The organism is Sorangium sp. So ce394, from assembly GCF_051474665.1.
In the GTDB taxonomy this organism is placed as follows: domain Bacteria; phylum Myxococcota_A; class Polyangia; order Polyangiales; family Polyangiaceae; genus Sorangium; species Sorangium cellulosum_D.
Genome location: NZ_CP150339.1, coordinates 2,457,520 through 2,479,401, shown reverse-complemented (window position 1 = coordinate 2,479,401; position 21,882 = coordinate 2,457,520). Strand labels below are relative to the sequence as shown.

At 72.9% G+C, this 21,882-nt stretch carries 19 protein-coding genes; 8 read left to right on the top strand and 11 right to left on the bottom strand.

The genetic code is table 11. The annotated features are described in order from the left end of the window. Positions 1-2: 2 nt before the first annotated feature. The 4 genes from WMF33_RS09175 to WMF33_RS09160 all read right to left on the bottom strand — a co-directional run bounded on the left by WMF33_RS09175 (position 3) and on the right by WMF33_RS09160 (position 3,328). Entirely contained in the window at positions 3-275 is a 273-nt protein-coding gene (locus WMF33_RS09175; protein ID WP_437336791.1) for a hypothetical protein, read from the bottom strand. Positions 276-290: 15 nt separating this feature from the next. Further along, positions 291-1,004, bottom strand: a complete 714-nt coding sequence (locus WMF33_RS09170) for a YcnI family copper-binding membrane protein (protein ID WP_437336790.1) — start codon at positions 1,002-1,004, stop codon at positions 291-293. A 154-nt stretch (positions 1,005-1,158) separates the two neighbouring features. Continuing rightward, entirely contained in the window at positions 1,159-2,244 is a 1,086-nt protein-coding gene (locus WMF33_RS09165) for an FG-GAP repeat domain-containing protein (RefSeq protein WP_437336789.1), read from the bottom strand. A gap of 28 nt (positions 2,245-2,272) precedes the next feature. Then, positions 2,273-3,328, bottom strand: coding sequence for an FG-GAP repeat domain-containing protein (locus tag WMF33_RS09160; RefSeq protein ID WP_437336788.1), 1,056 nt, complete (start codon positions 3,326-3,328; stop codon positions 2,273-2,275). Between the two features lie 433 nt (positions 3,329-3,761). On the opposite strand from WMF33_RS09160, the gene WMF33_RS09155 reads away from it, so the two are divergent. Further along, positions 3,762-5,111: a hypothetical protein gene (locus WMF33_RS09155; RefSeq protein WP_437336787.1), complete on the top strand. Its 1,350-nt coding sequence runs from the start codon at positions 3,762-3,764 to the stop codon at positions 5,109-5,111. An 82-nt stretch (positions 5,112-5,193) separates the two neighbouring features. On the opposite strand, the gene WMF33_RS09150 is transcribed toward WMF33_RS09155, so the two are convergent. Then, positions 5,194-5,817: a hypothetical protein gene (locus WMF33_RS09150; RefSeq protein ID WP_437336786.1), complete on the bottom strand. Its 624-nt coding sequence runs from the start codon at positions 5,815-5,817 to the stop codon at positions 5,194-5,196. A 265-nt stretch (positions 5,818-6,082) separates the two neighbouring features. On the opposite strand from WMF33_RS09150, the gene WMF33_RS09145 reads away from it, so the two are divergent. Further along, positions 6,083-6,913, top strand: a complete 831-nt coding sequence (locus WMF33_RS09145) for a GNAT family N-acetyltransferase (protein WP_437336785.1) — start codon at positions 6,083-6,085, stop codon at positions 6,911-6,913. A gap of 28 nt (positions 6,914-6,941) precedes the next feature. Here WMF33_RS09145 and WMF33_RS09140 read toward each other — a convergent pair whose 3' ends face one another. Then, on the bottom strand, positions 6,942-8,633 hold the full coding sequence (locus WMF33_RS09140) for a hypothetical protein (RefSeq protein WP_437336784.1): 1,692 nt from the start codon (positions 8,631-8,633) through the stop codon (positions 6,942-6,944). Positions 8,634-8,924: 291 nt separating this feature from the next. On the opposite strand from WMF33_RS09140, the gene WMF33_RS09135 reads away from it, so the two are divergent. Then, positions 8,925-9,545 carry a Uma2 family endonuclease gene (locus tag WMF33_RS09135; RefSeq protein ID WP_437336783.1) on the top strand — a complete coding sequence of 207 codons (621 nt, stop codon included), beginning with the start codon at positions 8,925-8,927 and terminating at the stop codon, positions 9,543-9,545. Positions 9,546-9,606: 61 nt separating this feature from the next. Here WMF33_RS09135 and WMF33_RS09130 read toward each other — a convergent pair whose 3' ends face one another. From WMF33_RS09130 to WMF33_RS09115, 4 genes are all read right to left on the bottom strand, one after another. Further along, a complete protein-coding gene (locus WMF33_RS09130; protein ID WP_437336782.1) occupies positions 9,607-11,208 on the bottom strand; it encodes a PAS domain-containing protein in 1,602 nt (533 codons plus the stop codon). 229 nt (positions 11,209-11,437) lie between these two features. Then, positions 11,438-12,421, bottom strand: a complete 984-nt coding sequence (locus WMF33_RS09125) for a hypothetical protein (RefSeq protein ID WP_437336781.1) — start codon at positions 12,419-12,421, stop codon at positions 11,438-11,440. Between the two features lie 237 nt (positions 12,422-12,658). Beyond that, positions 12,659-13,678, bottom strand: coding sequence for a LysR family transcriptional regulator (locus WMF33_RS09120; RefSeq protein ID WP_437336780.1), 1,020 nt, complete (start codon positions 13,676-13,678; stop codon positions 12,659-12,661). Between the two features lie 399 nt (positions 13,679-14,077). After that, positions 14,078-14,689, bottom strand: coding sequence for a hypothetical protein (locus tag WMF33_RS09115; protein ID WP_437336779.1), 612 nt, complete (start codon positions 14,687-14,689; stop codon positions 14,078-14,080). A 784-nt stretch (positions 14,690-15,473) separates the two neighbouring features. On the opposite strand from WMF33_RS09115, the gene WMF33_RS09110 reads away from it, so the two are divergent. From WMF33_RS09110 to WMF33_RS09095, 4 genes are read left to right on the top strand one after another with little or no spacing between them, the layout of a single operon-like run. Beyond that, on the top strand, positions 15,474-16,559 hold the full coding sequence (locus tag WMF33_RS09110) for a glycoside hydrolase family protein (RefSeq protein WP_437336778.1): 1,086 nt from the start codon (positions 15,474-15,476) through the stop codon (positions 16,557-16,559). After that, positions 16,556-17,182: an RNA polymerase sigma factor gene (locus WMF33_RS09105; protein WP_437336777.1), complete on the top strand. Its 627-nt coding sequence runs from the start codon at positions 16,556-16,558 to the stop codon at positions 17,180-17,182. The genes WMF33_RS09110 and WMF33_RS09105 overlap by 4 nt, the downstream gene beginning before the upstream one ends. Next, a complete protein-coding gene (locus WMF33_RS09100) occupies positions 17,175-18,167 on the top strand; it encodes a hypothetical protein (protein ID WP_437336776.1) in 993 nt (330 codons plus the stop codon). Before WMF33_RS09105 ends, WMF33_RS09100 begins: the two co-directional genes overlap by 8 nt. A 9-nt stretch (positions 18,168-18,176) precedes the next feature. Beyond that, the gene (locus tag WMF33_RS09095) at positions 18,177-19,217 is read left to right on the top strand and encodes a hypothetical protein (protein ID WP_437336775.1); all 1,041 of its coding nucleotides are present in this window, start codon (positions 18,177-18,179) and stop codon (positions 19,215-19,217) included. A 3-nt stretch (positions 19,218-19,220) separates the two neighbouring features. Here the strand turns inward: WMF33_RS09095 and WMF33_RS09090 are convergent, their stop codons facing one another. Next, positions 19,221-20,138, bottom strand: a complete 918-nt coding sequence (locus WMF33_RS09090; RefSeq protein WP_437336774.1) for a LamG domain-containing protein — start codon at positions 20,136-20,138, stop codon at positions 19,221-19,223. Positions 20,139-20,236: 98 nt separating this feature from the next. On the opposite strand from WMF33_RS09090, the gene WMF33_RS09085 reads away from it, so the two are divergent. Continuing rightward, positions 20,237-21,844, top strand: a complete 1,608-nt coding sequence (locus tag WMF33_RS09085) for a DUF1592 domain-containing protein (protein WP_437336773.1) — start codon at positions 20,237-20,239, stop codon at positions 21,842-21,844. Positions 21,845-21,882: the final 38 nt, after the last annotated feature.

Below are 21,882 nucleotides of genomic sequence, written 5' to 3'. Positions count from 1 at the left end.
CGCTAGCGCACCGGCGGCTTCAGGTCATCCGGCAACCTGCCTGCGGGCGGCCGCGGCAGCTCGGGCGGGCGCTCGAGCGGAGACGCCGGTGACGCCGCGCCTGGCCCGGCGTCGGGATCGCCCGCGTCGGGCTGGCCGCCGGCGTCGGGTTTGCCGCCGGCGTCGGGTTTGCCGCTGTCGCCCGCGTCGCTCCCGGGATCACCCGGGGGCGGGCGCGTGTCGTCGGTGCAGGCGCAGATCGCGCAGGCGGCGATGAGGGGGAGCCACGCTCGCATCGTCTGGCTCCCCGCTCAGTACTTGACCCAGATCTCGGTGCCGGGATGGATCGCCGTCAGCACCTCCGTATCCGGCTCGGTCATGATCAGGCTCTGGGTGTTCGGATTCGGGCTGTAGGCCGCCTTCCCCGCCCAGACGATGAGCGCGTCCTTGAAGACAGCGAAGTCGTGGACATGCTCGTTCACCGTGTACTTGTTCCACCCGGGCGAACGCGGCGGAAGGACCGCCAGCGACGGCGCTGGATTCGTGGCCGGGGTGCCCGCGTCCGCGTCGTGGTTGCCGTGCTCGCCGGAGGTATCCACCCATTCGGCGATGGTCTCTGTGCCATCCGGGGTGCGGCAGGTCTGGAGGGTCGGGAAGAACAGCGTCTTGAACGGCGCGTCCGGGACCTTGAACCGCACGGTCAGCTTGTAATAGTTGGTGTCCGCCGGAAGCACGTCCGCAACGGGCTTGGTCCAGACGACGGCGGTGACGTTGCCCTCGCTGTCCTTCTCCAGGACGGCCTTGCCGAACGTGCTGTCCAGCGGCCGCACCGACGTCACCCCGGCCGGGATCTGGACCTTGACCCGGTAGGTGTCCGCGCCGTCACAGCCGTGGCCGACACCGAAGGTGGCCTCGTGCGTGGCGCCGGCGAACGCGGGGCCCGACACGGAGATGTGCGCGCGGGCGACGGTCGCGACGGACAACGAGCCAGCGACGATCAGGCAGCTCTGCAACACCCTGTTCATCCCAAACACCTCCACCGAGGAAAGCTCGAGCACTCTAGTGGGGCCGTCATCCCTTGGAAATGCGACCTGTTGTCGCAGCGCCCCGCGACCGCGCGCGCTGCGGCCGAGCGTGTGGCCCGGGCGGGGCGGGACGGCGGGGCCGTGTCACCCGCCGTCACGGGGGTCCCGGGATCGCCGGCCCCGCCGCGATCAGCCGGCTCCCCTCCATCAGCCAGATGGCCGAGAGCTCCTGCTCGGCGTTCGTCCAGAGCACGTCCGCCTCGCCGTCGCCGTTGAAGTCGTTCGCCGCGACGACGATCCATCCATCGCCGGCGGGCCCCGGGATCAGCGGCCCCGGCGCGAGCAGCTGACTTCCCTCCATCAACCACACCGCCGTCAGGTTCCGCTCCGGATGGTCCCAGACGACATCCCCCATCCCGTCGAAGTTGGCGTCGCCGACCGCGAGCGCCTTCCAGCCGTCGCCGGCCGGACCGGGGATGAGCGGCCCGGGCGCGAGCAGGCGGTTTCCTTCCATCAACCAGATCGCCATCAGGTTCTGTTCGGGGTTGTTCCAGACCACATCGGCCATGCCGTCGCGGCCGTGGTCGGTCAGGTTCGGGACGACGACCCAGCCGTCGCCGATCGGCCCCGGGATGAATGGGCCCGGCGCGAGCAGCCGAGTTCCCTCCATCAGCCACACCGCCATCAGGTTCTGCTCGGGGTTGTTCCACAGCACGTCCGCCACGCCGTCGTGGTTGAAGTCGGCCGCCGAGGGCACGACCCAGCCATCGCCGATCGGCCCCGGGATGAATGGGCCCGGCGCGAGCAGCCGAGTTCCCTCCATCAGCCACACCGCCGCCAGGTTCTGCTCGGGGTTGTTCCACAGCACGTCTGCCATGCCGTCGTGGTTGAAGTCAGCAGCCGCGGCGGCGACCCAGCCCTCGCCGAGCGGCCCCGGGATGGCTGGGCCCGGTGCGAGCAGCCGAGTTCCCTCCATCAGCCACACCGCCATCAGGTTCTGCTCTTCGTCGCCCCAGAGCACGTCGGACATGCCGTCGAGGTTGAAGTCGGCCCCCTGCACGGCCTTCCATGCGCTGCCGTTCGCGCGCTGAGCCGCGGCGCCGAGCGACGCTCCCGCGGGCTCCAGGGTCCGCGGCCCTCGGTCTCGCTGGCCGGCGTCCTGCGCGCAGCCCAGCGCGACGAGGAGCCAAGAGGCCGCACACAGGACCTCCGGCGCCCTCCTGAGGCCTCGCAGCCGCATTCTCCTGCTCAAAGCGCGGGCGTCGGGATCAACCTCCGTCATACGGTCCCGGGATCACCGGCCCCGGCGCGAGCAGCTGGCTCCCCTCCATCAGCCACACCGCCATCTCGCTCGCCTCGCCCCGCTGCCAGACCACGTCGGCCATGCCGTCGAGGTTGACGTCGGCCGCGGTGCGCGCCACCCAGCCGTCGCCGATGGGCCCGGGGACGAACGGCCCCGGCGCGAGCAGCTGGCTTCCCTCCATCAACCACACCGCCATCAGGTTCTGCTCGGCGTTGTTCCACAGCACGTCCGCCATGCCGTCGCCGTTGAAGTCGGCGCCCCAGGCGATGGCCCAGCCATCGCCGATCGGCCCCGGGATCAGCGGCCCCGGCGCGAGCAGGTGAGTGCCTTCCATCAGCCACACCGCGATCAGGTTCTGCTCGACATGGCGCCAGACGGCGTCCGCCATGCCGTCGGCGTTGAAGTCCCCCACGGCGGCGACGTCCCAGCCGTCGCCGAGAGGCCCGGGGATGAACGGCCCCGGCGTGAGCAAACGGGTGCCTTCCATCAGCCACACGGCCATCACGCTCCGTTCCGCGTGGCTCCAGAGCACGTCCGCCATGTTGTCGGCGTTGTAGTCGATCGCCCTCGCGAACCAGCCGCTGCCCCCCGGTCCCGGGAGGATCGGCCCCGGCGCGAGCAGCTGGCTTCCGTCCATCAGCCATACCGCCATCGCGCCCTGTTCTTCGTGGCGAAAGAGCACGTCGCCCATGCCGTCGGCGTTGAAATCGCTCGTCTTGGCGAACCAGCGAGCGCCGACCGGCCCCGGGATGAGCGGCCCGGGCGCGAGCAGCCGGTTCCCCTCCATCAACCACACGGCGACGAGGCTCCGCTCGGGGTCGTTCCAGAGCACGTCGGCCATACCGTCAGCGTTGAAGTCGAGCGCCTGGGTGATCAGCCATCCACCTCCGTTGGCCCGCTGCACCGCCGCGTCGAGGGTGGCCCGGACGACCCCGGCGGCAGGCGCCTCGCGCTGCGGATCGACGCTTTGCGCGCAGGCGATGGGGGTGAGGATCGCACAGGCCACGATAGCGGCCTTCACGACAGCAGCAGGCTCTCTCATGCTCGCCTCGCTCGCACCTCGTGCGCGGTCATGGATCGGTCGCTGGCGGCGCCGCTCTGGCCCCCGTGAGCGCGCCGGTCACGCGCGCGGGGTGGCGGCAAGCGCCGGTCCATCGAATTCCGCACATGCGCTGGATCTCGGGGCGGCGCCCACATGCGCGCTCGACCCGGCATTCCCCGCTTCTTGCATGGCGGAGCGTCGCATAGGCCTGCTGTGCTCATCGAGCGGTTCGCTCTCCAGGGATCCGGACCCACGCGGCGCTTCGTGAGCCGGCGTCTGCGCCGTGATCACCGGTCTCGGGAGGAGCGGCCTCGCGCGGCGCAGGAGCGCCGCGGAGGCGATCGTTCTCTGGAGCTCTCCACGCCTGGGTAGCTCGCTCATCGCGATTCTGACGGCACCCCGAGGTTCAAGGATGTTTGCACCCGACGTAAAGATTGCGCTCGTGATGGCGGTGACGCTCGTTCCATCCCTCACCTGCGTGGGACCGCGCGAGGCGCCGGGGCCCGCGGACGGCGGCGGGGAGCGCGCCGGCGCCGGCGAGGCGCGCCAGGCCCTCTGTCATGGCCTGATCATCGCGAATGTGACGGTGCTCCCGGAGACGTATCACTGGGAGGACGCCGCCCACCTGCTCAGCGTGTCGGAGGGGTTTGGACCGCGGACGCTCGAGGTCGCGGTGTCGTCGAGCGTCGAGCCCACCGTGAGCATCGAGGGGACCGCCACGGGCACCTTCCCGTCCGCGGGCAACCAGCCCGCGCCGGGCGCGCTGGGCATCCCGGGATTCCCTCCCCTCAACGAGCTACCGGGCGTGCCTGGCACGCTGTTCCCGCCGGGGGCGCCTGGCACCCCCTCCGCGCCGGGCACACCGCTTGGTCCTGGAGCGCCAGGCACGCCGGGCACCCGCTCCCCCGCAGACTGCCCGCCCTCGTGGTGGATGCCGGGCGGCTGCATGCCCTCGGACGGCCAGCCCTCGTGGAACATGCCGGGAAACAGCGCGCCATTCAACGGCCAGCCCTCGTGGAACATGCCGGGGAACGGCGCGCCTTCCAACGGTCAGCCCTCGTGGAACATGCCGGGAAACGGCGCGCCTTCCAACGGTCAGCCCCCGTGGAACATGCCGGGAAACGGCGCGCCCTCCAACGGCGCGATGCTCGGCATACCAGGCGGCTGCGCGCCGACGCTCTCGGACATCTCCGCGGCGGTTGGATTCAGCGTGAGCGAGAACGTCACGCTCCAGGCGAGCTCGGTCTACTTCGTCCCGACGGCGGCGTACGCGCGCGTCTCCGCCTATCCCGTGTTCCAGAAGATCACCTGGGATATCGTCAGCCTCGGCGGCTGGAACCTGGGAATCGGTCCGGCAGGAGGCGTCGTGGTCGGCTCCGGCGTCGTGCTCAAGCCGGTGGGGGTCTACTTCGCGACGTACCGCATCTATGACCTCGCCGCGATGGGCGGGGGTGTGCTGAACCCGGGCCCGATCCTGGATCCTCCGACGAACGGCGCGGGCGGCAACGGCCCTGGAGGCAATGGCGCCGGCGGCGCAGGCGGAGATACGGGCCCGGGCGGCGCTACGGGTGCAGGCGGAGATACGGGTGCAGGCGGCGCAGGCGGCGATATGGGCGCGGGCGGCGCAGGTGGCGGCGCAGGCGGCGGTCCTGGCGCCGGCGGCGCAGGCGGCGATGCGGGCACCGGTGGCGCGGGAGCTACCGGCGGTGCGGGAGCCACCGGCGGCACAGGCGGCGCCGGCGGTTCGGGCGGGGGCCCATGAAATCCGCCGCCGGGAGCTCGCGCGCTCGGCGCGCCTCGCGGGCCGGCCAGCGCCGTGACGCGCGCCGGCCCGAGGCGCCCTGTCAAGGTTTGACCAGCTCGACCGGAGGGATGGACTCGCACACGATATCGCTCAGGACGCTGACGTCCGAGCCGCGGACGGCGATGCCCACGCAGCGCGCATGGGCGTAACGGCCCGGTCCCACGCTTCGCCCGATCGTGACCTTGTATCGCAAGACGTGGCCCCGCCCGGCGATCGGCATGGCCTCCTCGACCCCTATCACGTCCATGTGGTATCGCCAGCCCACGAACTCGACGATGCGCTGGAGGCGATCGACGCCGAAGAGCGGCGCATCGCCGAACACGATTCCACCGGGATCCAGCAGGTAATCGTGATGTCCGTTGTTGTCCCAGTACTCGCGCCCGGCGGCGACGACCTGGATCGCGAACCGCGCCGGCTCCGGGTAGTCGGCAGGATAGAAGATCCCGGAGAACACCCACCGCTCGGGGGAGCCCCACGGCGGCGCGGAGTCGTACCTGGCCGGGGCGACCCGCCATTCTCCGGCGGCGTCGCGGTAATGGACGAGCACCTGCTTGTCGTAGGCGATGTTGTCGACGAGCACCACGCCGGAGACCTCCGACACCGGCGGATCGCCGCCGCGCCGGCGCTTCGCATGTTCCAGGCGAACCACGTTCGTGCCGCTCATTGCGCTCCTCTGACCCAGCGCAGCACTCGCCGGGCCGCCTCGACGTGGGCACCGCGGGCACACGCCTCCTGGATACGGGCGCCTCTCACCCATCGAAGAGCATGCCGTGCACGGACGAGACACGCGCGCGGCCGTCATGAGCTCCTTCGAGGAGCGGCCGTGCTCGGCGCGCTTCCGGGTCGGGAACCGGCTCCGCTCCATGGCGCCGCGGAGACCCAGCACGACGGTGGCGCGCCCCCGTCGTTTCGTGTCAGAGAGGCCCCCCATGACCATGACCTCGCTTGCCGGCATCCCGGCGAAGCAGCTCGCGGCGGCCGCGGACGACAACCTGGCCGTCCACTCGAGCTGGGCGCAGGCGCATCTCCCCGGCGCCCACGTCGCGCGCGACGCCGGCCTCGTCGTCGTCGACTCCGGGCTGCCCTGCGACACCTTCAACTTCGTCCTCCGCGCCCGCCTCGACGCCGCGACGGCAGAGGTCCGCGTGGCGCAGGCCATCGACCACTTTCGCCGCGCCGGCCGCCCCTTCTCGTGGTGGGTCGGCCCCGCCGACGCGCCGGAGAACCTCGGCGATCTCCTCCGCGCCGCGGGGCTCGAGGCCGCCGAGTCGGAGGTCGCCATGGCCGCCGATCTCCACGCGCTCCCCGCCGATCCCGCCCCGCCGCGCGGCCTCGAGATCGCGCGCGTCAGGACCCCGGCGCAGCTGCGCGACTTCGCGCGCCTCCTCGCGGCCAACTGGACCCCGCCCGATCCCCACGTGATGCGGTTCTACGAGATGGCCGCCCCGGCGCTCCTGTCGGACGACGCGCCGCTGTGGCTCTACGTCGGTTACCTCGACGGCACGCCCGTGGCGACCTCGGAGCTCGCCGTGGGCGGCGGCGTCGCCGGCCTGTACAACATCTCGACCCTCCCGTCGCACCGGCGGCGGGGGATCGGCCGCGCGCTGACGCTGCGCCCGCTCTTCGACGCGCGCGCGGCCGGGCTCCGGGTGGCCATCCTCCAGGCATCGGCCGACGGGCTGGGCGTCTACGCCCAGGTCGGCTTCGTCGCGACCGGTCAGGTCACCGAGTACAAGCCGCCCGGCGAGGCCGCCCCCTGAGGGCAGCCCGCGCCGCGGCGCCCCCGCCTCAGCGCGCCGCCCGCCCGATCTCCTCCGCCGCCCGCGCCCGCTCCTCCGCCGCCTTCGCGAGCGGCCCCGCGAGGAGCGACTGCGCCTCGCGGAAGCGCGCGGCCACGTCGGCCCAGTAGCTCGGATCCGCGCCCTGCGGCGCCGCGATCTGCTTGATCAGCGCCGCGTCGTACGCCGCGATGCCCGCGTACGGCGAGGCCGGCTTCGCGCGCGCCACCCAGTCGAGCGCCGCGAGATCGCCCAGGCCGAGCCCGGTGAGCGGGGCGCGCCGCATCATGAGCGCCGCGTCCTCCGGGCCGTTGCGCAGGCCGAGGGCGAGCGCGAGCAGCATCGTCGCCTCGGGCGGGCGCGCGGCGCCCTCGGGCCACGCGGCGAGCAGCGCCGTCGCCTGGTCGAAGTCCACGGCGCGCCAGTACAGCCGGCCGAGCTCGAGCCGCGCACGCGCATAGAGCTGCCGCGCCTCGGGCGAGAGCTCGGCGGAGCGCAGCGCCGCGCGGTGCTGCAGCGGGACGCCGCGGCCGAGCAGGACGCGCAGGAGCTCGGGCCGCGCCGCCATCTCGGCCGGGATCAGGCGGCCCGCGTAGTACGTCGGCAGCCGGGCCGCGAGCCGCTCGACGCCCGACGCGGGCGCGACCGCCGGGAGCGGCGGCAGCTCCAGCGCGTCGAGCGCGTCGACGCGGCGGCCGCCGTAGAGGCGCGAGAGCATCGCGCGCGCGCCGTCGACGCGGTCGTCGCGGATCACGCCGACCGACGAGAGCTCGCGCAGGCCGACCAGCGCGGCGTCGCGGCCGCGGCTCTTCCAGGGCTCCAGCAGCTGGTCGAGCTCGCCGTAGTAGACGTTGCTGAGCTCCGCGTCCTTCCGCATGGCGTCGGGCAGCGGCGCCGACCTGACCGCCTCGACGAGCCGCATGTCGGCCCGCCCGGACTCCACGGCGACGATGCCCTTCGCGTAGAACGGCAGCTCGATCCCGAGCCGCCCGAGATCCTCGATCGCGCGGGCCTGGTCCGTCACCCACGCGAAGAGCGGCCCCTTGGTGAACGCGACGACGCGCTGGACGTCGTAGGGCGGCCGCAGCGCGGGCGGCTCGGTCGCGGTGCGCGCGAGCCGGGCGGAGAGCGTGAGGCCGAGCAGCACCTGGTAGAGGTCGCCCTTGAGCGTGGCGGGCGGCGCCTCGAGGTACGGCACGGCGACGGCGTCGCCGCACCCGGCGGGCGCGAGCTCGGCCCGGAGCGCGCGCGCGAGCCCCGTCTCGAGGCCCGCGCACGCCTCGACCCCCGCGAGCCGCGCGTCCCGCTTCGCGGCGTCCTCCTCGGCGAGCGCGGCGTCGAGCGCTTCGAGGGCGCCCCCGACATCGCCGCAGGGCCGCGCGGGCGCGACGGGGGCGCGCCGCGCGAACGCCGCGCAGGCGGCCGGCGGGGCGGGCACGCCGGCCGGCGCCGGGGGGACCAGCGCGGCCTTCGGGTCGAACGGCGCCTGCTTGAGGAGCGGCAGGAACTCGTCCTTGAGCGTGCCGTGGACGGCGAAGGCCTCCTGCTCGGGGAGCGGAGGCGGCGGCGGGGTCGCCGCGCGGGCGTCGCCCGGCGGGACGGGCGCGTGCGCCGCGGGCGGAGGAGCCGCGGCGCAGGCCGCGAGGGAGAGCCCCATCGCGGCGGCGAGGGCGGAGAAGATCGAGCGGGGGATCGAGCGCATCACGTCTCCTTGGACACGGGCGATCCGCAAAGGTTTCGCCGAGGGCCGGCGGGCGGCCGTCGGGACCCGAGCGGTGCGCGGTCGTGGATATCACCGCGGCGACGGGGCGGGGGCGCAAGGTGACGATCGGGAGAGCGACCGGCCCTCCATCGACGCGCTCGAAGGGAAGCGCTGGCGCCCGGCCGCGCGTAGTGCGCGCCTCGAAGGAGCCGCAGGGCGCATGGCTTGAAGGAGCCGCAGGGCGCATGGCGCGGCTCGCCGCCGGCTTCATCGTCGAGTATCTTCCTGCGCATGCAGTCTGTCCCGACGAACGCCGTCTCCGAGGCCGAGCGACCGCGGCCCCGTCACGAGGAGAGCGACCAGCACGTCATCCTCTACGGCATGACGTGGAAGGATTACGAGATCCTCCTCGCCGTACGGGGGGACCGGGCCGGCGTGCGCATGTACTACCTGAACGGAGCGATCGAGCTGATGAGCCCGTCTCGCAGTCACGAGGGCGTCAAAACGACCATCGCGCGGCTCCTCGAGGCCTATTGCGACGAGCGCGGCATCGAGCTCAGCGGATACGGCGCGTGGACGCTCCGCAACGCGCCGAAGGAGCGCGGGGCCGAGCCCGACGAGTGCTACATGGTCGGCGCTACGAACAAGGAGATTCCGGACCTGGCCATCGAGGTCGTCTGGACGCACGGAGGTCTCGACAAGCTCGAGATCTATCGAGGGCTCGGCGTCCCGGAGGTCTGGGTGTGGGATCGCGAGGAGGGCCTCCGCGTCTTTGCGCTCTCGGACGAGCGGTATGAGCCCCGCGCGCGGAGCGCGTTCCTTCCCGAGCTCGACCCCGCGTGGCTCGCGCGTTTCCTCGAGCAGCCGACGCAGAGCCAGGCCGTCCGCGCGCTGCGCGCGGCGCTGCGGTGAGACAGACGCCGTAATCACCGCGGATGCGGGCCCGCGAGCAGCGCGCGGGCCGCGCCGCGCCTCAGGCCCTCCGCGCGGCGCGCGGCGTGATCCTGTACCCCTTCCGCGCCAGCGCGGACCGGAACCCGGCCTGAAGGTCCCGGTGCGTGGAGAGCTGGCCGAGCTCGATGCCGAGATCGATGACGGTGCGGGCGACGCCGGGCGAGGCGCCGACGACGCTGCACTCGGCCCCGAGGAGCTGCGCGGCGCGCGTGGCCTGGACCAGGTGGCTCGCCACCGCGGTGTCCACCGAGGTGACGCCGGTGATATCGATGATGACGAACTCGGCCTGGTGCCGCTCGACCGCGCGGACGAGCGACTCCATCAACTGAGCGCCGCGGGAGCTATCCATCTGGCCGACGAGCGGGACGACGAGGATGCCCGGGTGGATGGGGATGCTCGGCGTCGAGAGCTCCTGGATGAGCTCGACGAGCCGCCGCTGGGTCTCGAGGGGGATCGCCTCGTGGCGCTTGGCGTCATCGATCTTCTTGCGCTCGGTGATGTCCTCGATGATCCCGAGGAGATAACGGCCCTTTCCCTCGGCGGCCTCCATCGGGATCCACCGGGCGTGGCCGATGCGGGGCCCGAGGCGCGACGAGGAGACGTGGATCTCGGGCATCTCGACCGGCACGCCCCCCGCAAGGACGGCGCGGCTCTCGGCGTCGATCCTCGCGGCCAGCTCCTTCGGCAAGTAGTCGGCGACGCGCTTGCCGATCAGCTCTCCCGGCGCATAGCCGTGGAACTCCTCGAAGCTCCGGTTCACCCGCACGTAGCGGAGCTCCGCTTCCTCCTTGACGAAGAGCAGGAGCGGCAGGTTGTCGATGATGGCGTCGAGGAGGACGCGCGTGCCCTCGAGCGACGCCTCCGTCGCCCGGCGCTGGGTGACGTCCTCGTAGAGCACGGCGAGGCACCGCTCTCCCAGCGGGAACGACCACGTCGTGAAGACGCGCGAGCCCTCCTCCGCGGGCAAGACCACCTCGCCCTCGGCGGCGCGGCCGCCGCGGATCTGCTCCGCGTAGCGCTGCGGAAGGCCGACCCGGCGCAGGCTGGGGACGCTCTCGTCCATGGTCTGGCCGACGATCGCCGCCGTGGGCCTGCTCGAGATCCGCTCGGCGGCGGGGTTTCTGTAGATGTAGCGGAGCGACCGGTCATCCGCCGGGTCGTCGAGGGTGAGGAACGTGCAGCCGAGCTGCATCGACGCGATCACCTGCGCGCAGCGGCGCTGGTGCTCCCGGGCGCGGCGCTCGCCCAGGTCGATGAGGCGGAGCAGCGCGCAGCGGCCGCCGCCGATCGAGCAGGAGAGCCCGCGGAGCGCCCAGCGCGGCGCGCCGGAGCCGTCGTCCGGCAGCTCGATCTCGGCGCGGTCGATCTCGCCCGAGAGGAGCGCCTGGATCCGGGCGAGGTCGACGGCCGCGGGGGATGGAGGCAAGAGCACGCGATCGCCCTCCGGCGACAGCGGCAGGATCGGCGCTCCCGGGCCCGCGAGGAGCCGCTCGAGCGGCTCGTTCTTGCACCGGATGGCGCCCCGCGCGTCGATGACGAGCGCGGGGTCGTCCAGGGCCTCGATCAGCGACCGCGGATCGATGCACAAGGTCTCTTCATCGTCGCCAGCTGCCGTCTGCACCAACCCCACCCCCGTCGCGCGTCGTGCGAGGGCCGAGCGCGGCTCTCACCCCTGGATGGTCGTCCGGGGCGCATCATCGCGCTGTTCCTGGGGTTGTGCACTCCCTGAATTGGGGACGGGCCTGGGCGCGGCCTCTGCCCGAGCTGCGGTGCGCGGCGGCCGATGCCGCTGCCGGGCCGGAGTCGCCGAGAAGGCGCCGAACGCCGCGCGCCGGCAGGGTGAACCCGATTCAGGTGGGGTCATCGGGCACGAGACAAAACGAGGACAACTCGACCGCAGGGTAATAGTAAACGAAGCCCGTGCACATCTCGTCCAGCGTGCCCATCCCCCACTGGACGTCGCGCGGCGTGGGGTTGTCGTACGTGCACGTCACGAGCAGCCGCTCGCCGGCGGCCGCCGACTCGTCGAGATCGTAGAACTTCTGCTCGTTGAAGTTCCAGTCCACATCGGCCAGCGGGACGCGGCTGCCCCCTTGGCGCACGAGCTCCGCCTGGATGCGGCGGCCGAGCATGTGCATGTGCGGGAAGATCATGAACGTATGCTCCAGCGGCCGGTCCAGCGTGCATTCCGCCGTCACGATCACGTCCTTCGCGTTGGCGGGGATGATGAAGTCGCCCTGCCCCACGATGAGAATACCAGCCCGCGCGAGCCCGTCGGCGTGCTCTGCGCCCACCAGGTTGACGTATGCTGGCGGCACCTCGACGGGGGTCGTCCCGGCGTTCATGAGGTGAAGCTGCATGAACAGCTGCGTCCCGCCGTCCAGCACGAGCGCGGTCCCCTCAGGGAACACTTGCGTGGGCGCGCCCGGGCCGCCAACGGCGACGAATGCGCCGTCGATGTTGGCGTCGCAGTCGGCGCCGCTCTCGATCGCACTCTCAGCGATCGAGACCTGATAGTGGTGGATCGCGTCCGCGGGCATCAGCGCCTCGATCGATCGCACCGCGAGCGGCTCCCCTTCGGGAACCGAAGCCGTCCAGCAGATGTACCGCTCCTGGCCCGGCTCGAGCCGAACCGGTGACGTGACGAGCTGCAGCCCTATCGCCGGCGGATCAAGCACGGCATCCCGCGGATCAGCGCCCGTTGATGCCTGACCGCCATCGCTTGAGCTGCACCCTGTAGCCCAGAGCGCCCCCGCGAGCGCGCACGCAGCTCCTCGGGCCAGCCTGCTTATCCGCAGCAAAGGCGCCCCGCTCGATCGTCGTCGATCATCCATTTGTTCCTCCTTCGCACGCTCAATTATCGGCGCACAACGGCCAGGGAGGGTGCGCGCTCTCCCCGCCCGCGCCGCGGTCTCGACGCGAGATATCTCCGTTAGTTGGAGTCGAGCAGCACCAGATCCGTCGAGCCGTTCGCAGGATGCACTTTACAGGCGCCGGATCACCCTGGCCAGTGAACGTTGGTGATGCACGACATCATGGATCTGAATACCCGAGCGTAAGCGCTCCTGGCGTCAGGACCGCACGCGGGGCGAGCCGCCGACAGCCCGATTTGACGGGGCGATGCGCGCGTTCCGCCTCGGCTTCCGAGCGAGGTCGCGGCGTCCGTGTTCCACCGGGTTCCGCAGAGCATCGATGACAACGTTCCGGAAGTGCCGGGTCTCGGGATCTGCATGGGTACGGGCATGCCACACGAGATCCATCGACATCCGAAGCCCGTGGAGCGGGGAGTCGACGATCCGCAGCGGGAGCAAGGCGCAAAACCGCTCGGCGGCTCGTCGCGGCATTCCGACCACGTAATCCGTGCGCGCCGCCACCGCCGCCGCCGTGAAGAAGTGAGGGACCGCGAGCACCACATCGCGGCGAAGGCCATGCTCGGCCAGGTGTCGCTCGGCGATGCGATGACCGATCCCCGGCCGGCCTTGCGCGATGAGTATGTCGATGTGCTTCAGCGAATTGAACAGCTCTCGATTCACGCCACGACGGACCCGAGGGTGTTGTTGCCCCACGACCAGCACCACGTCCTCCATGTAGAGCTCCTGGGAAAAGCGGTCTGACTCGTCGGCGGCTCCTCGCGGGACGATCGCCGCGTCGACGTCGCCGGTCGCGAGTCCATCGCTCGCGATGGCATGCTCGGCGGTGACCGCCCGGAGGCTCGCGCGGGGCATTCTGCGTGATAGCTCCTCGACGATCCTCGGCACGTCGTCGGCCGCGTGATTGTCGCCACACGCGAGGGTGAACTGTCGCGCGCTCTGCGCCGGGTCAAAGCACTGGCGCGCGTCGATGATCGCCTGTAGCTGGCTCACCGCCGCATCGACCAGTGGCCTCAGCTGCAAGGCTCGAGGTGTCGGCACCAGGCCGCGCCCGCCACGCACGACGAGCGGGTCCCCGATAATGTGGCGCAGCCGCGCGAGCGCGTTACTCACGGCAGACTGGGTGACGTGCAGCCGCCTCGCCGCCTGCGTCGCGCTGCGCTCCTCGAGGACCGCGTGCAGCACCAAAAACAAGTTCAGATCGACTCTGGATAGGTTCATGCACGACAATACCTCACGCGGCACGCGTCAGCCTCCAGTCGCGTCGTCTCGCAGGTTGCCCGGCGATCCGGGGTGAAAGCGGCCCCCTCGCTGCATGCATAAGTTGCTGACACAGCGTCACTCTTCCAGGAGGGATGCGGATCGCGTAAGGCTCTCCATGTCAAACGGCGCGTGCGGCGCGGCCGCGCGGTGGGACTGGTGGTGCCGCGGAACCATCACCGCGGGCGACGCGGCGGCGGAGGGCGCCCCTTCGCGCCACACCGGAGCCGCCCGCGGCGGCGAGACAGGCGGAAGCTATGAAATTGCTACTATTTCCGGCGACCGCTCGTCATCGACCGGTTTTGCTGGCGGGATTTCTCACACGCGGAGCTAGCGACTAGCGGGCGGGGCTCGCGCTCGTCAATACCACTCTCCGCCGAGCCCGAGCGTGAAGCTGAAGGTCGTGCCCTCGGGCAGGAACACCGGGTGGAGCTCGGCGGCCAGGGCGAACCCGCTGCGCCGCGGCCCGTCGCCGGACAGGCCGCCGAGGATGAGGGCGCCCCGCGCGTGCGCGCCGAAGTACCAGTCCGAGGTGCTGGCGCAGCCGGCGCCCGACTCGAGGCCCGCGAGCGTCGCGGAGCAGCTCGCGACGGCCACGTAGTCCATGGATGGGCCCGCGCCGAAGTCGAGGACATGAAACAAGGTGAAGCTCGCGAGGAGCGAGTTGTAGTCGATGAACCCGGCGTCGAACCCCGCGCTGTTGTCGGTGCTCTCGGGGGTGAGCGTCAGCATCGGGGTGTTTTGGTAGTAGATCCCGAACAGGTGATTGATCTGGAGGCCGAGCCGGCCGGTCCAGGCGAAGACGCCGCCGGTGCCCGTCGGCGCTTTGATGATCCCGCCGCCCAGCGTGCTGCCATACCGGAGCCGGACGCCGTCCCGGCCCTCGTCCTCGGGCTCCTTGTCCCCGGGCTCCTTGTCCTGCTTCTTCTCCTCCGGCTCGGCCGGTGAAGGCTCCGGCTCGTCCACGGTCACCGGGCCCGCCACCGGGGGCGGCGCAGCGCTCGGACGCGCCGGCTGGCTCCGGGACGGACGCGGAGCGACCGGCGGCGCGGGCGCGACGGGAGGCGGCGGCGCGGGCGCGACGGGAGGCGGCGGCGCGGGCGCAACCGGCGGCGGCGGCGCGGGCGCGGGCCCGACCGGCGGCGACGGCCCATACGGCGGCGCCGGCGAGTACGGCGGCGCCGGCGAATACGGCGGCGCGGGCGCAATCGGCGGCGCGGGTGCAACCGGAGGAGGCGGCGCGGGCGCGACCGGTGGCGGCGCCGGCGCAGCGGGCGGCGGCGCCGGCGCGGGCGGGACCGGCGGCGATGGCGACGGGATCGGCGTGGGCGCAGGCGCAGGCGGCGGCGCCGGCGCGGGCGGGACCGGCGGCGGGGACGGCGACGGCGTGGGCGCGGGCGGCGGCGGCGGCGCTGGCTGCGCGGAGGCAGACGGAAGCGGTTCCGGAGGAGGAGGCGGCGGCGGGAGGGGAGCCGCGTCCTGGGTCAGGGCCGTCGCCGAGACCGCCAAAGGAAGGGTGAGCGCCGCGAGCGCGGCAAGCCAGCGAGGGGGTGTCATCCGGTTTTCCTCGGCGCGCTCCTCGCAGCCGTCAAGCGCGCGGAGGTGCGAGCTGTCGGCCGCGGTGCGCAGCCGTGATGATCCCCCCGCACGCCAAGAAACGCCAGCCCACGGATCGCCGCCCGATGAGCCCCACATCCCCACCCCTCCACTTTTCATCACGGAACGCGGCGGCTCCGGCCACCAGCCCCCTCGAGCCATGCGTCGAGACCCCAAAACCCTTCTGTGCGGCATCAGCCCCCTGCTCGGGATCTTCCTGTCCGTCGCCTGCGTGGGGGAATCTTTCCACCAAGACGCGAACGGCGATGGTGGCGCAGGAAACGTCCAAGAAGCGACCGGCGCGGGCGATGGCGGCGCAGGCCTCGTGGGCCCAGGCAGCACCGGCAGCGCGGCAGGGCACGGCGCCGGTGCGGGGGACAGCGTCAGCGCTGGCGGCGGCGGCGGCGCTGGCGACGGCGGCAGCGCGGGCGACGGCGGCAGCCCCGGCGCAGGCGGCGGCGCGGGCGACGGCGGAGCGGCCGCGGGGCGCCCGTGCAAGCGCGGCATCGGATACGGCTACCACTCGGTCGCCGACCTCTCGGCCCTCTCGGCCAGCGTCGGCTGGTGGTACAACTGGGCGACCGTCCCCGACGAGGCGCTCCGGGGAGGCGCCTACGTCGACCTGGGCGTCGACTTCGTACCGATGGTCTGGGGCGGCCACTTCGACGCCGACCAGGTGAAGGCGGCGATCCCGAGCGGGGCGAAGTACCTGCTCGCGTTCAACGAGCCGAACTTCTTCGCTCAGGCCAACCTCTCCGCCGCCGAGGCCGCGGCGCTGTGGCCAGACCTCGAGGAGATCGCCGACGAGAAGGGGCTGGAGCTCGTCTCGCCGGCCGTGAACTTCTGCGGCGGCGGCTGCCACGAGACCGATCCGTTCGCGTACCTCGACGCCTTCTTCGCCGCGTGCGAGGGCTGCCGCGTCGATTTCATCGCGGCGCACTGGTACGCTTGCGACAGGCCGGCGCTCGAGTGGTACCTCGGCGAGCTCAAACGCTACCGGCGCCCGATCTGGCTGACCGAGTTCTCGTGCGGAGACGGCGCGGATCGGTCGCCCGAAGCCCAGGCGGCGTACATGCGAGAAGCGGTGCCCCTCCTCGAATCGGACCCCGACGTCTTCCGCTACGCCTGGTTCTCCGGGCGGACCGACGCGATCCCCAACGTGGACCTGCTCGGCGCGAGCGGGGAGCTCACCGCGCTCGGCGAGCTCTACGTCTCCCTGCCCCACGCGGAGAGGTGCAGCCAGTGACCGCCCGCGCGGCGGTCGCTCCGTCGACCCCGCCGCCGGCCGGCGCGGTCTCCGCCGTCGCCGCGGCCAGCCTCCAGGGCGCGCCGCCCGACTTCGCCGAGGTGTACGAGGAGATCTTCCCCTTCGTCTGGCGGACCGTGCGCCGCCTCGGCGTGGACGCCTCCGCGCACGAGGACGTGTGCCAGGAGGTGTTCGTGGTCGTGCACCGGCGGCTCCCGGAGTTCCGGGGCCGCTCGTCGCTGAAGACGTGGGTCTTCGGGATCGTGGTCAACGTCGTGCAGACGCACCGGAGATCGCTGCGCCGCAAGAGCCCCGCCCACCGCGGGACGGGGGAGACCGTGGATCCGGAGCAGCTCGCAGGGCCGAGCGACCTCAGCCCGTACGAGGCCATGACGAGGGCGGAGGCCGCGCGCGTGGCGCACGACCTCCTTGCGTCGCTCGACGAGGAGAAGCGCGTGGTGCTCCTCCTCGCCGAGCTGGAAGAGATGCCGGCGACGGAGATCGCTCAGGGTATCGGCGTGAACATCAACACCGTATATGCGCGGCTGAGGGCCGCCCGACAGGCATTTTCCGACGCGGTGCGCCGCCACCACGCCAGGATCCGAGGAGGCCGCGATGGATGAGCTGGGGCCTGGGGAGCGGGCGCTCCTGAACGCCCTCCGCGACGAGGACGAGCCGACCGACGACGATCGGCGGCGGATGCGCGCGGCCGTGTGGGCGAGGCTCGGCCTCGCCGGGGCGGCGGCCACGGCCGTGACCGCGAGCGCCAAGGGCGCCGCGGGGGCCGGCGCCGTCGGCTCGGCGAGCGCCGGGGCCGGAAGCGCCGCGAGCGCCGCGGCGGCGGCGCACACGGTCGGCTCCGCCGCGGGCGCGGCCGCGAGCGCGGGCGCGGCGGTCGCGAAGGGGGCGGCCGTCACGCTGCTCGGCGCCCCGCTGAAGATCGGGCTCGCGACGCTGATCGTGGGCCTCGCGACGGGCGCGGCGCTCTACCTCCCGGCGTCGGGCGGGGCGCCCGCGCCGCACGCGGCGGAAGCGCCGAGGGCCGCGGGCCTGACGCCCCGAGCGCCGCACGCCGCAGCGCGCTCCGGCGCGCCGGGCGACGAGGCGCCTCCGCCCGCCGAGGCCAGCGCCTCCGCCGAGGAGAGCGCCTCCGCCGAGACCAGGGCCGCCGCGCAGGCCAGCGCCTCTACCGGGGTGAACGCCCCTCCCCCGGCCAGCGAGCCCGCCGGGGCCAGCGCACCCGCGGCCAGCGCCGCGCCCGCAGCGGCCGTCGTGTCGCGCGGGTCGCCGGCGCGCGCGCCGGCGCCGACGGCCACCGCCGCGAGGCCGGGCGCCGAGGGGCTCGACGCGGAGGTCGCGCTGCTGCGCGACGCGCAGCAGGCGCTGCAGGCGGGCCAGTTCGCGCAGGCGCTCTCGAAGCTGAACGAGCACGGGAGCCGCTACCCGCGGGGCGTGCTCTCGACCGAGCGCGAGGCCTCGCGCGCGATCGCGCTCTGCCGCTCCGGCCGGGCGGCGGCCGGCAGGGCGATCGCGGCGAAGCTGCTGGCGCAGAGCCCGGGCTCGCCGCTCGCGACGCGCGTGCGCGCCGCGTGCGGGCAGGAGGAGTAGAGTGCGCGGGTGCACGTCTCAAGAGCGGCCTGGGCCCCGTCGGCCCTGCAGGCCCTGATCGTCGCGGCGGGGCTGCTGCCTGCCCGCGCGCGCGCGGCGCCCGCCGAGCCGCGCACCATCGATCTGCGCTGGGAAGCGCCGGACGGGTGCCCGCCGGCCGACGAGGTCCGGAGCGAGATCGACCGGCTGCTGGGAACGTCGGCGCAGCGCCAGCCGATCGCGGTCGAGATCGCCGTCGCCCGCCGGGGCGGCGCGCGCCTCCGGCTCGATCTGCGCATCCGCGCGCCGGTGCCCGGCGAGCGCGCGATCCACGGCGACGACTGCGCGGCCATGGCGCGGGCGGCGGCGCTGATCGTCGCGATGTCGATCGACCCCGACGCGGCCGCGCGGAATGCCGCCGCGCCGCCGGCGCAGCCCGCGCAACCTCCGGCGAGCGGCGGCGACGGAGCGGCCGCGCCGCGCCCGCCGCCGCCTGCGCGGGGCCGCGCGCCGCGGAGCCCGCCGCCCGCCGCGAACCGACCGCCTGCGCCGGACGAGCGCCCCGTGGAGGGGGCGCTCTGGCTGAGCGCGCAGGTCGAGCAGGCGCTCGTCCCGGCGATCGGCGTCGGGGTCGCCGCGGGCGGCGGGCTCCGCGTCGGCTGGCTCCGCGCGGACGCGGCGGCCGGCGTGGTGCCGTCGAGCTCCGGCCGCATCGCCGGGCGGACCGCCGGCGCCGACTTCCGGCTCTGGTTCCTCGAAATCGACGCGTGCGCGCGCGCCCTCGGCCGTCCCCTCGGCGTGTACGTCTGCGCGCTCGGCCGCCAGCACTGGCTCCTCGCCCGGGGGCGCGACGTCGACGAGCCCTTCACCCGCACGGCGCCGATCTTCGCGGCCGGCCTCGGGGCGCTGCTCGAGTGGCGCGTCGCCGCCCCCGTGAAGGTCGAGGGGGCGCTGCACGCCCTCGTCCCGCTGCAGCGGCCCCGCTTCGTCGTGGAGAACCTCGAGGGGACCGTCTATCGCCCCCCGGCCGCAGGTCTCAGCGCCCGCCTCGGCCTCGCGCTGGCCTTCTGAGCGTCACGGCCGATCCGGACCGGCGGTCCACGCGGCCTCGATCGCGCAGCCGGCCAGCGCCTCGCCGTAGATGCGCAGCTCGTCGTAGCGCCCTCCGAAGTACGGGTCCTGATCGAACTGGGACCGCCCGAGCCAGTTGTTCACGTCCTGGATCGCCGAGAGCGGAAAGCCGACCGGCGCGCTGCCGAGGAGCGCACCATCCAGGTAGAGGGCCAGGGACGCGGCCGCGCCGTCGAAGACGACGGCGACCTGATGGATCTCGCCGTCGTCGAGCGTCGGCGTGGTGGGGATCGCCACCTCGCCCGCCGCGCCGCTGTCGCTCGCGAGCGCGGCGACCCCCCGCGCGTCGAAGCCCGTCGACGGCGTGATGACCAGGTAGGACTCTCCCACGCTCCCGTCGCCCTCGACCGGATCTTCGCCCCCGCTGCCGATGCCGAAGTCGATGATGCGCAGGTAGGCGCCTCCGCCGTCGCGGGCGACCCAGGCCATGACGGTGACATCGCGCAATCCGGAGAGGAGCCCCGCGGGCAGATCGACGTAATCGTCGTCGCCGTCGAGGTCGAGCACCCCTCCGCCATCGAGGCTCGCGCCGCCGAGGATCTCGCCGTCGGCGCCGCCGACGGTATCGGCGACGATCGCTCCCGTCCCATCGAATGTGTACCGATGTATGGGAGACGGCAGCGCATCGCACGGAGTCGTACCACTACCCCCTTCACCGCCGCTGCCCCCTACACCGCCGCTGCCCCCTACACCGCCGCTGCCCCCTACCCCACCGCTGCCCGCCTCACCGCCGCTGTCCGCTCCGCCGCCGCTCGCCGGAGGCGCCGGGTTCATGCGACCCACCGCGATCTCCACGTCCGCTCCGCACCCGGACAGCCCGAGGAGCAACACCATCACCGTAGTCTTCTGCGCACAGAGCACGGCCTGATCCTAGCGCGCCTGTGCTGTCGATTTGATCACGAACGCAGCGCGCTCCGGCCACGAGGGGGTATCTGCCGATTCACACGCGGGAGCCGACGATGACGTTCAGACTTGACCGGGTGTTCGCGCGCCCCTGGCTCGCTGCCGGGGGGTGTCTCCTGAGCATCTCGTGCACTGGCATCCTCGGGAGCGAGGACGCTCCGGAGCAAGACGCCCCCTCCGCCGCGCCAGGCGGGATGCCTCTGCACCACATGACGGCGTCGGAGTACAACAACACCGTCGCCCACCTCCTGGGAACGCGCCTGAGGCCCGCGGACGGCTTCCCGGCCTTCGGCGCGAAGGGCTTCGACGCGAGCGTCAGCGCGCTCTCGAACCTGTCCCAGGTCCTGGTCCAGGGGTATTACGACGCCGCCAGGAAGCTCGCCGAGGACGCGTTCTCGAACGAGGCGCAGCGCGCGAAGATCCTCGTGTGCGACCCGGCGCAGGGCGCGGGCGACGGGTGCGCGCGCGAGATCATCGAGCGCTTCGGGCTGCGCGCCTTCCGGCGCCCACTCGAGGCGGCGGAGGTCGAGCGGTACGCGGCGCAGTACGCGGACGCGCTGAGCACCCTCGAGATGTCCCCGGTCCAGGCGGTGCAGCACGTCGTCCGGAGCCTGCTGACATCGCCGCATTTCCTCCTGCGGATCGAGGCGGGGCCCGATTCGGAGCGATCGCCGGGCGCCCTCAACGGCTACGAGATCGCCTCGCGCCTCTCGTACCTGCTCTGGAGCTCGCTCCCGGACGACGAGCTCTTCGACGCGGCGGAGGGCGATCGCCTGGCCACCGAGGACGAGCTCCGGCAGCAGGTGGACCGGATGCTGGACGACCCGAAGACCGCCGCCTTCTTCCAGAACTTCTTCGGCCAGTGGCTCGGCACGCGCACGCTCCCCAGCCACAACGTCGACGCGTCCCTGTTCCCGCTCTGGAGCGACGAGGTGAAGGGCGCGATGCTCGATCAGGCCAACGCCTACTTCGCCGAATTCACCACCGGCGAGCGGCCGTGGTCCGAGTTCCTCACGGCGCCCCACCCGGCGAATCCGCTGCTCGATCCGCTCACCGCGCGCGATCCCGAGGGCGTCCGCGGGGGTTTCCTCACGCTCCCCGCCTTCCTCACGCTGTCGTCGCGCGCGGATCGCACCTCGCCCACGTCCCGCGCGAAGACGATCCTGGCGCAGCTCTTCTGCGTGCCCCTGGCGCCGCCCGCCAACGTGGACATCCCCGAGCTCGACGCCCCGGGCAGCGGCTCGGGCGCGGTCGACAACGTCCGCGCGAAGCTCGAGAAGCACCGCGAGTCGCCCGACTGCGCGAGCTGCCACGACGTGCTCGACCCGATCGGGCTGAGCCTCGAGAACTTCGACGCGATCGGCGCCTACCGGACCGAGTACCCGAACGGCGATCCGATCGACGCGACGGGCAAGCTCGAGGACACGGAGTTCCAGGACTTCTCCGGCCTCCTGCCCAAGCTCCAGGCAGACCCCCAGCTCGGGGTCTGCCCCTCCGAGCAGCTCTTCACCTACGCCCTGCGCCGGCGCCCGACCGGCGCGGACATGTCCACGTTCAGGGAGATCGCCGCGCGCTGGGACAGCGGCACGCTCGCGGATCTCGTGAAGCACGTGGTGACCAGCGACGCCTTCCGCCTCCGCGGAGGCAAGGGCGAGGCGCAGTGAGGCCGCGGGCGCGCTTGTCGAACGACACCGGTCACGAA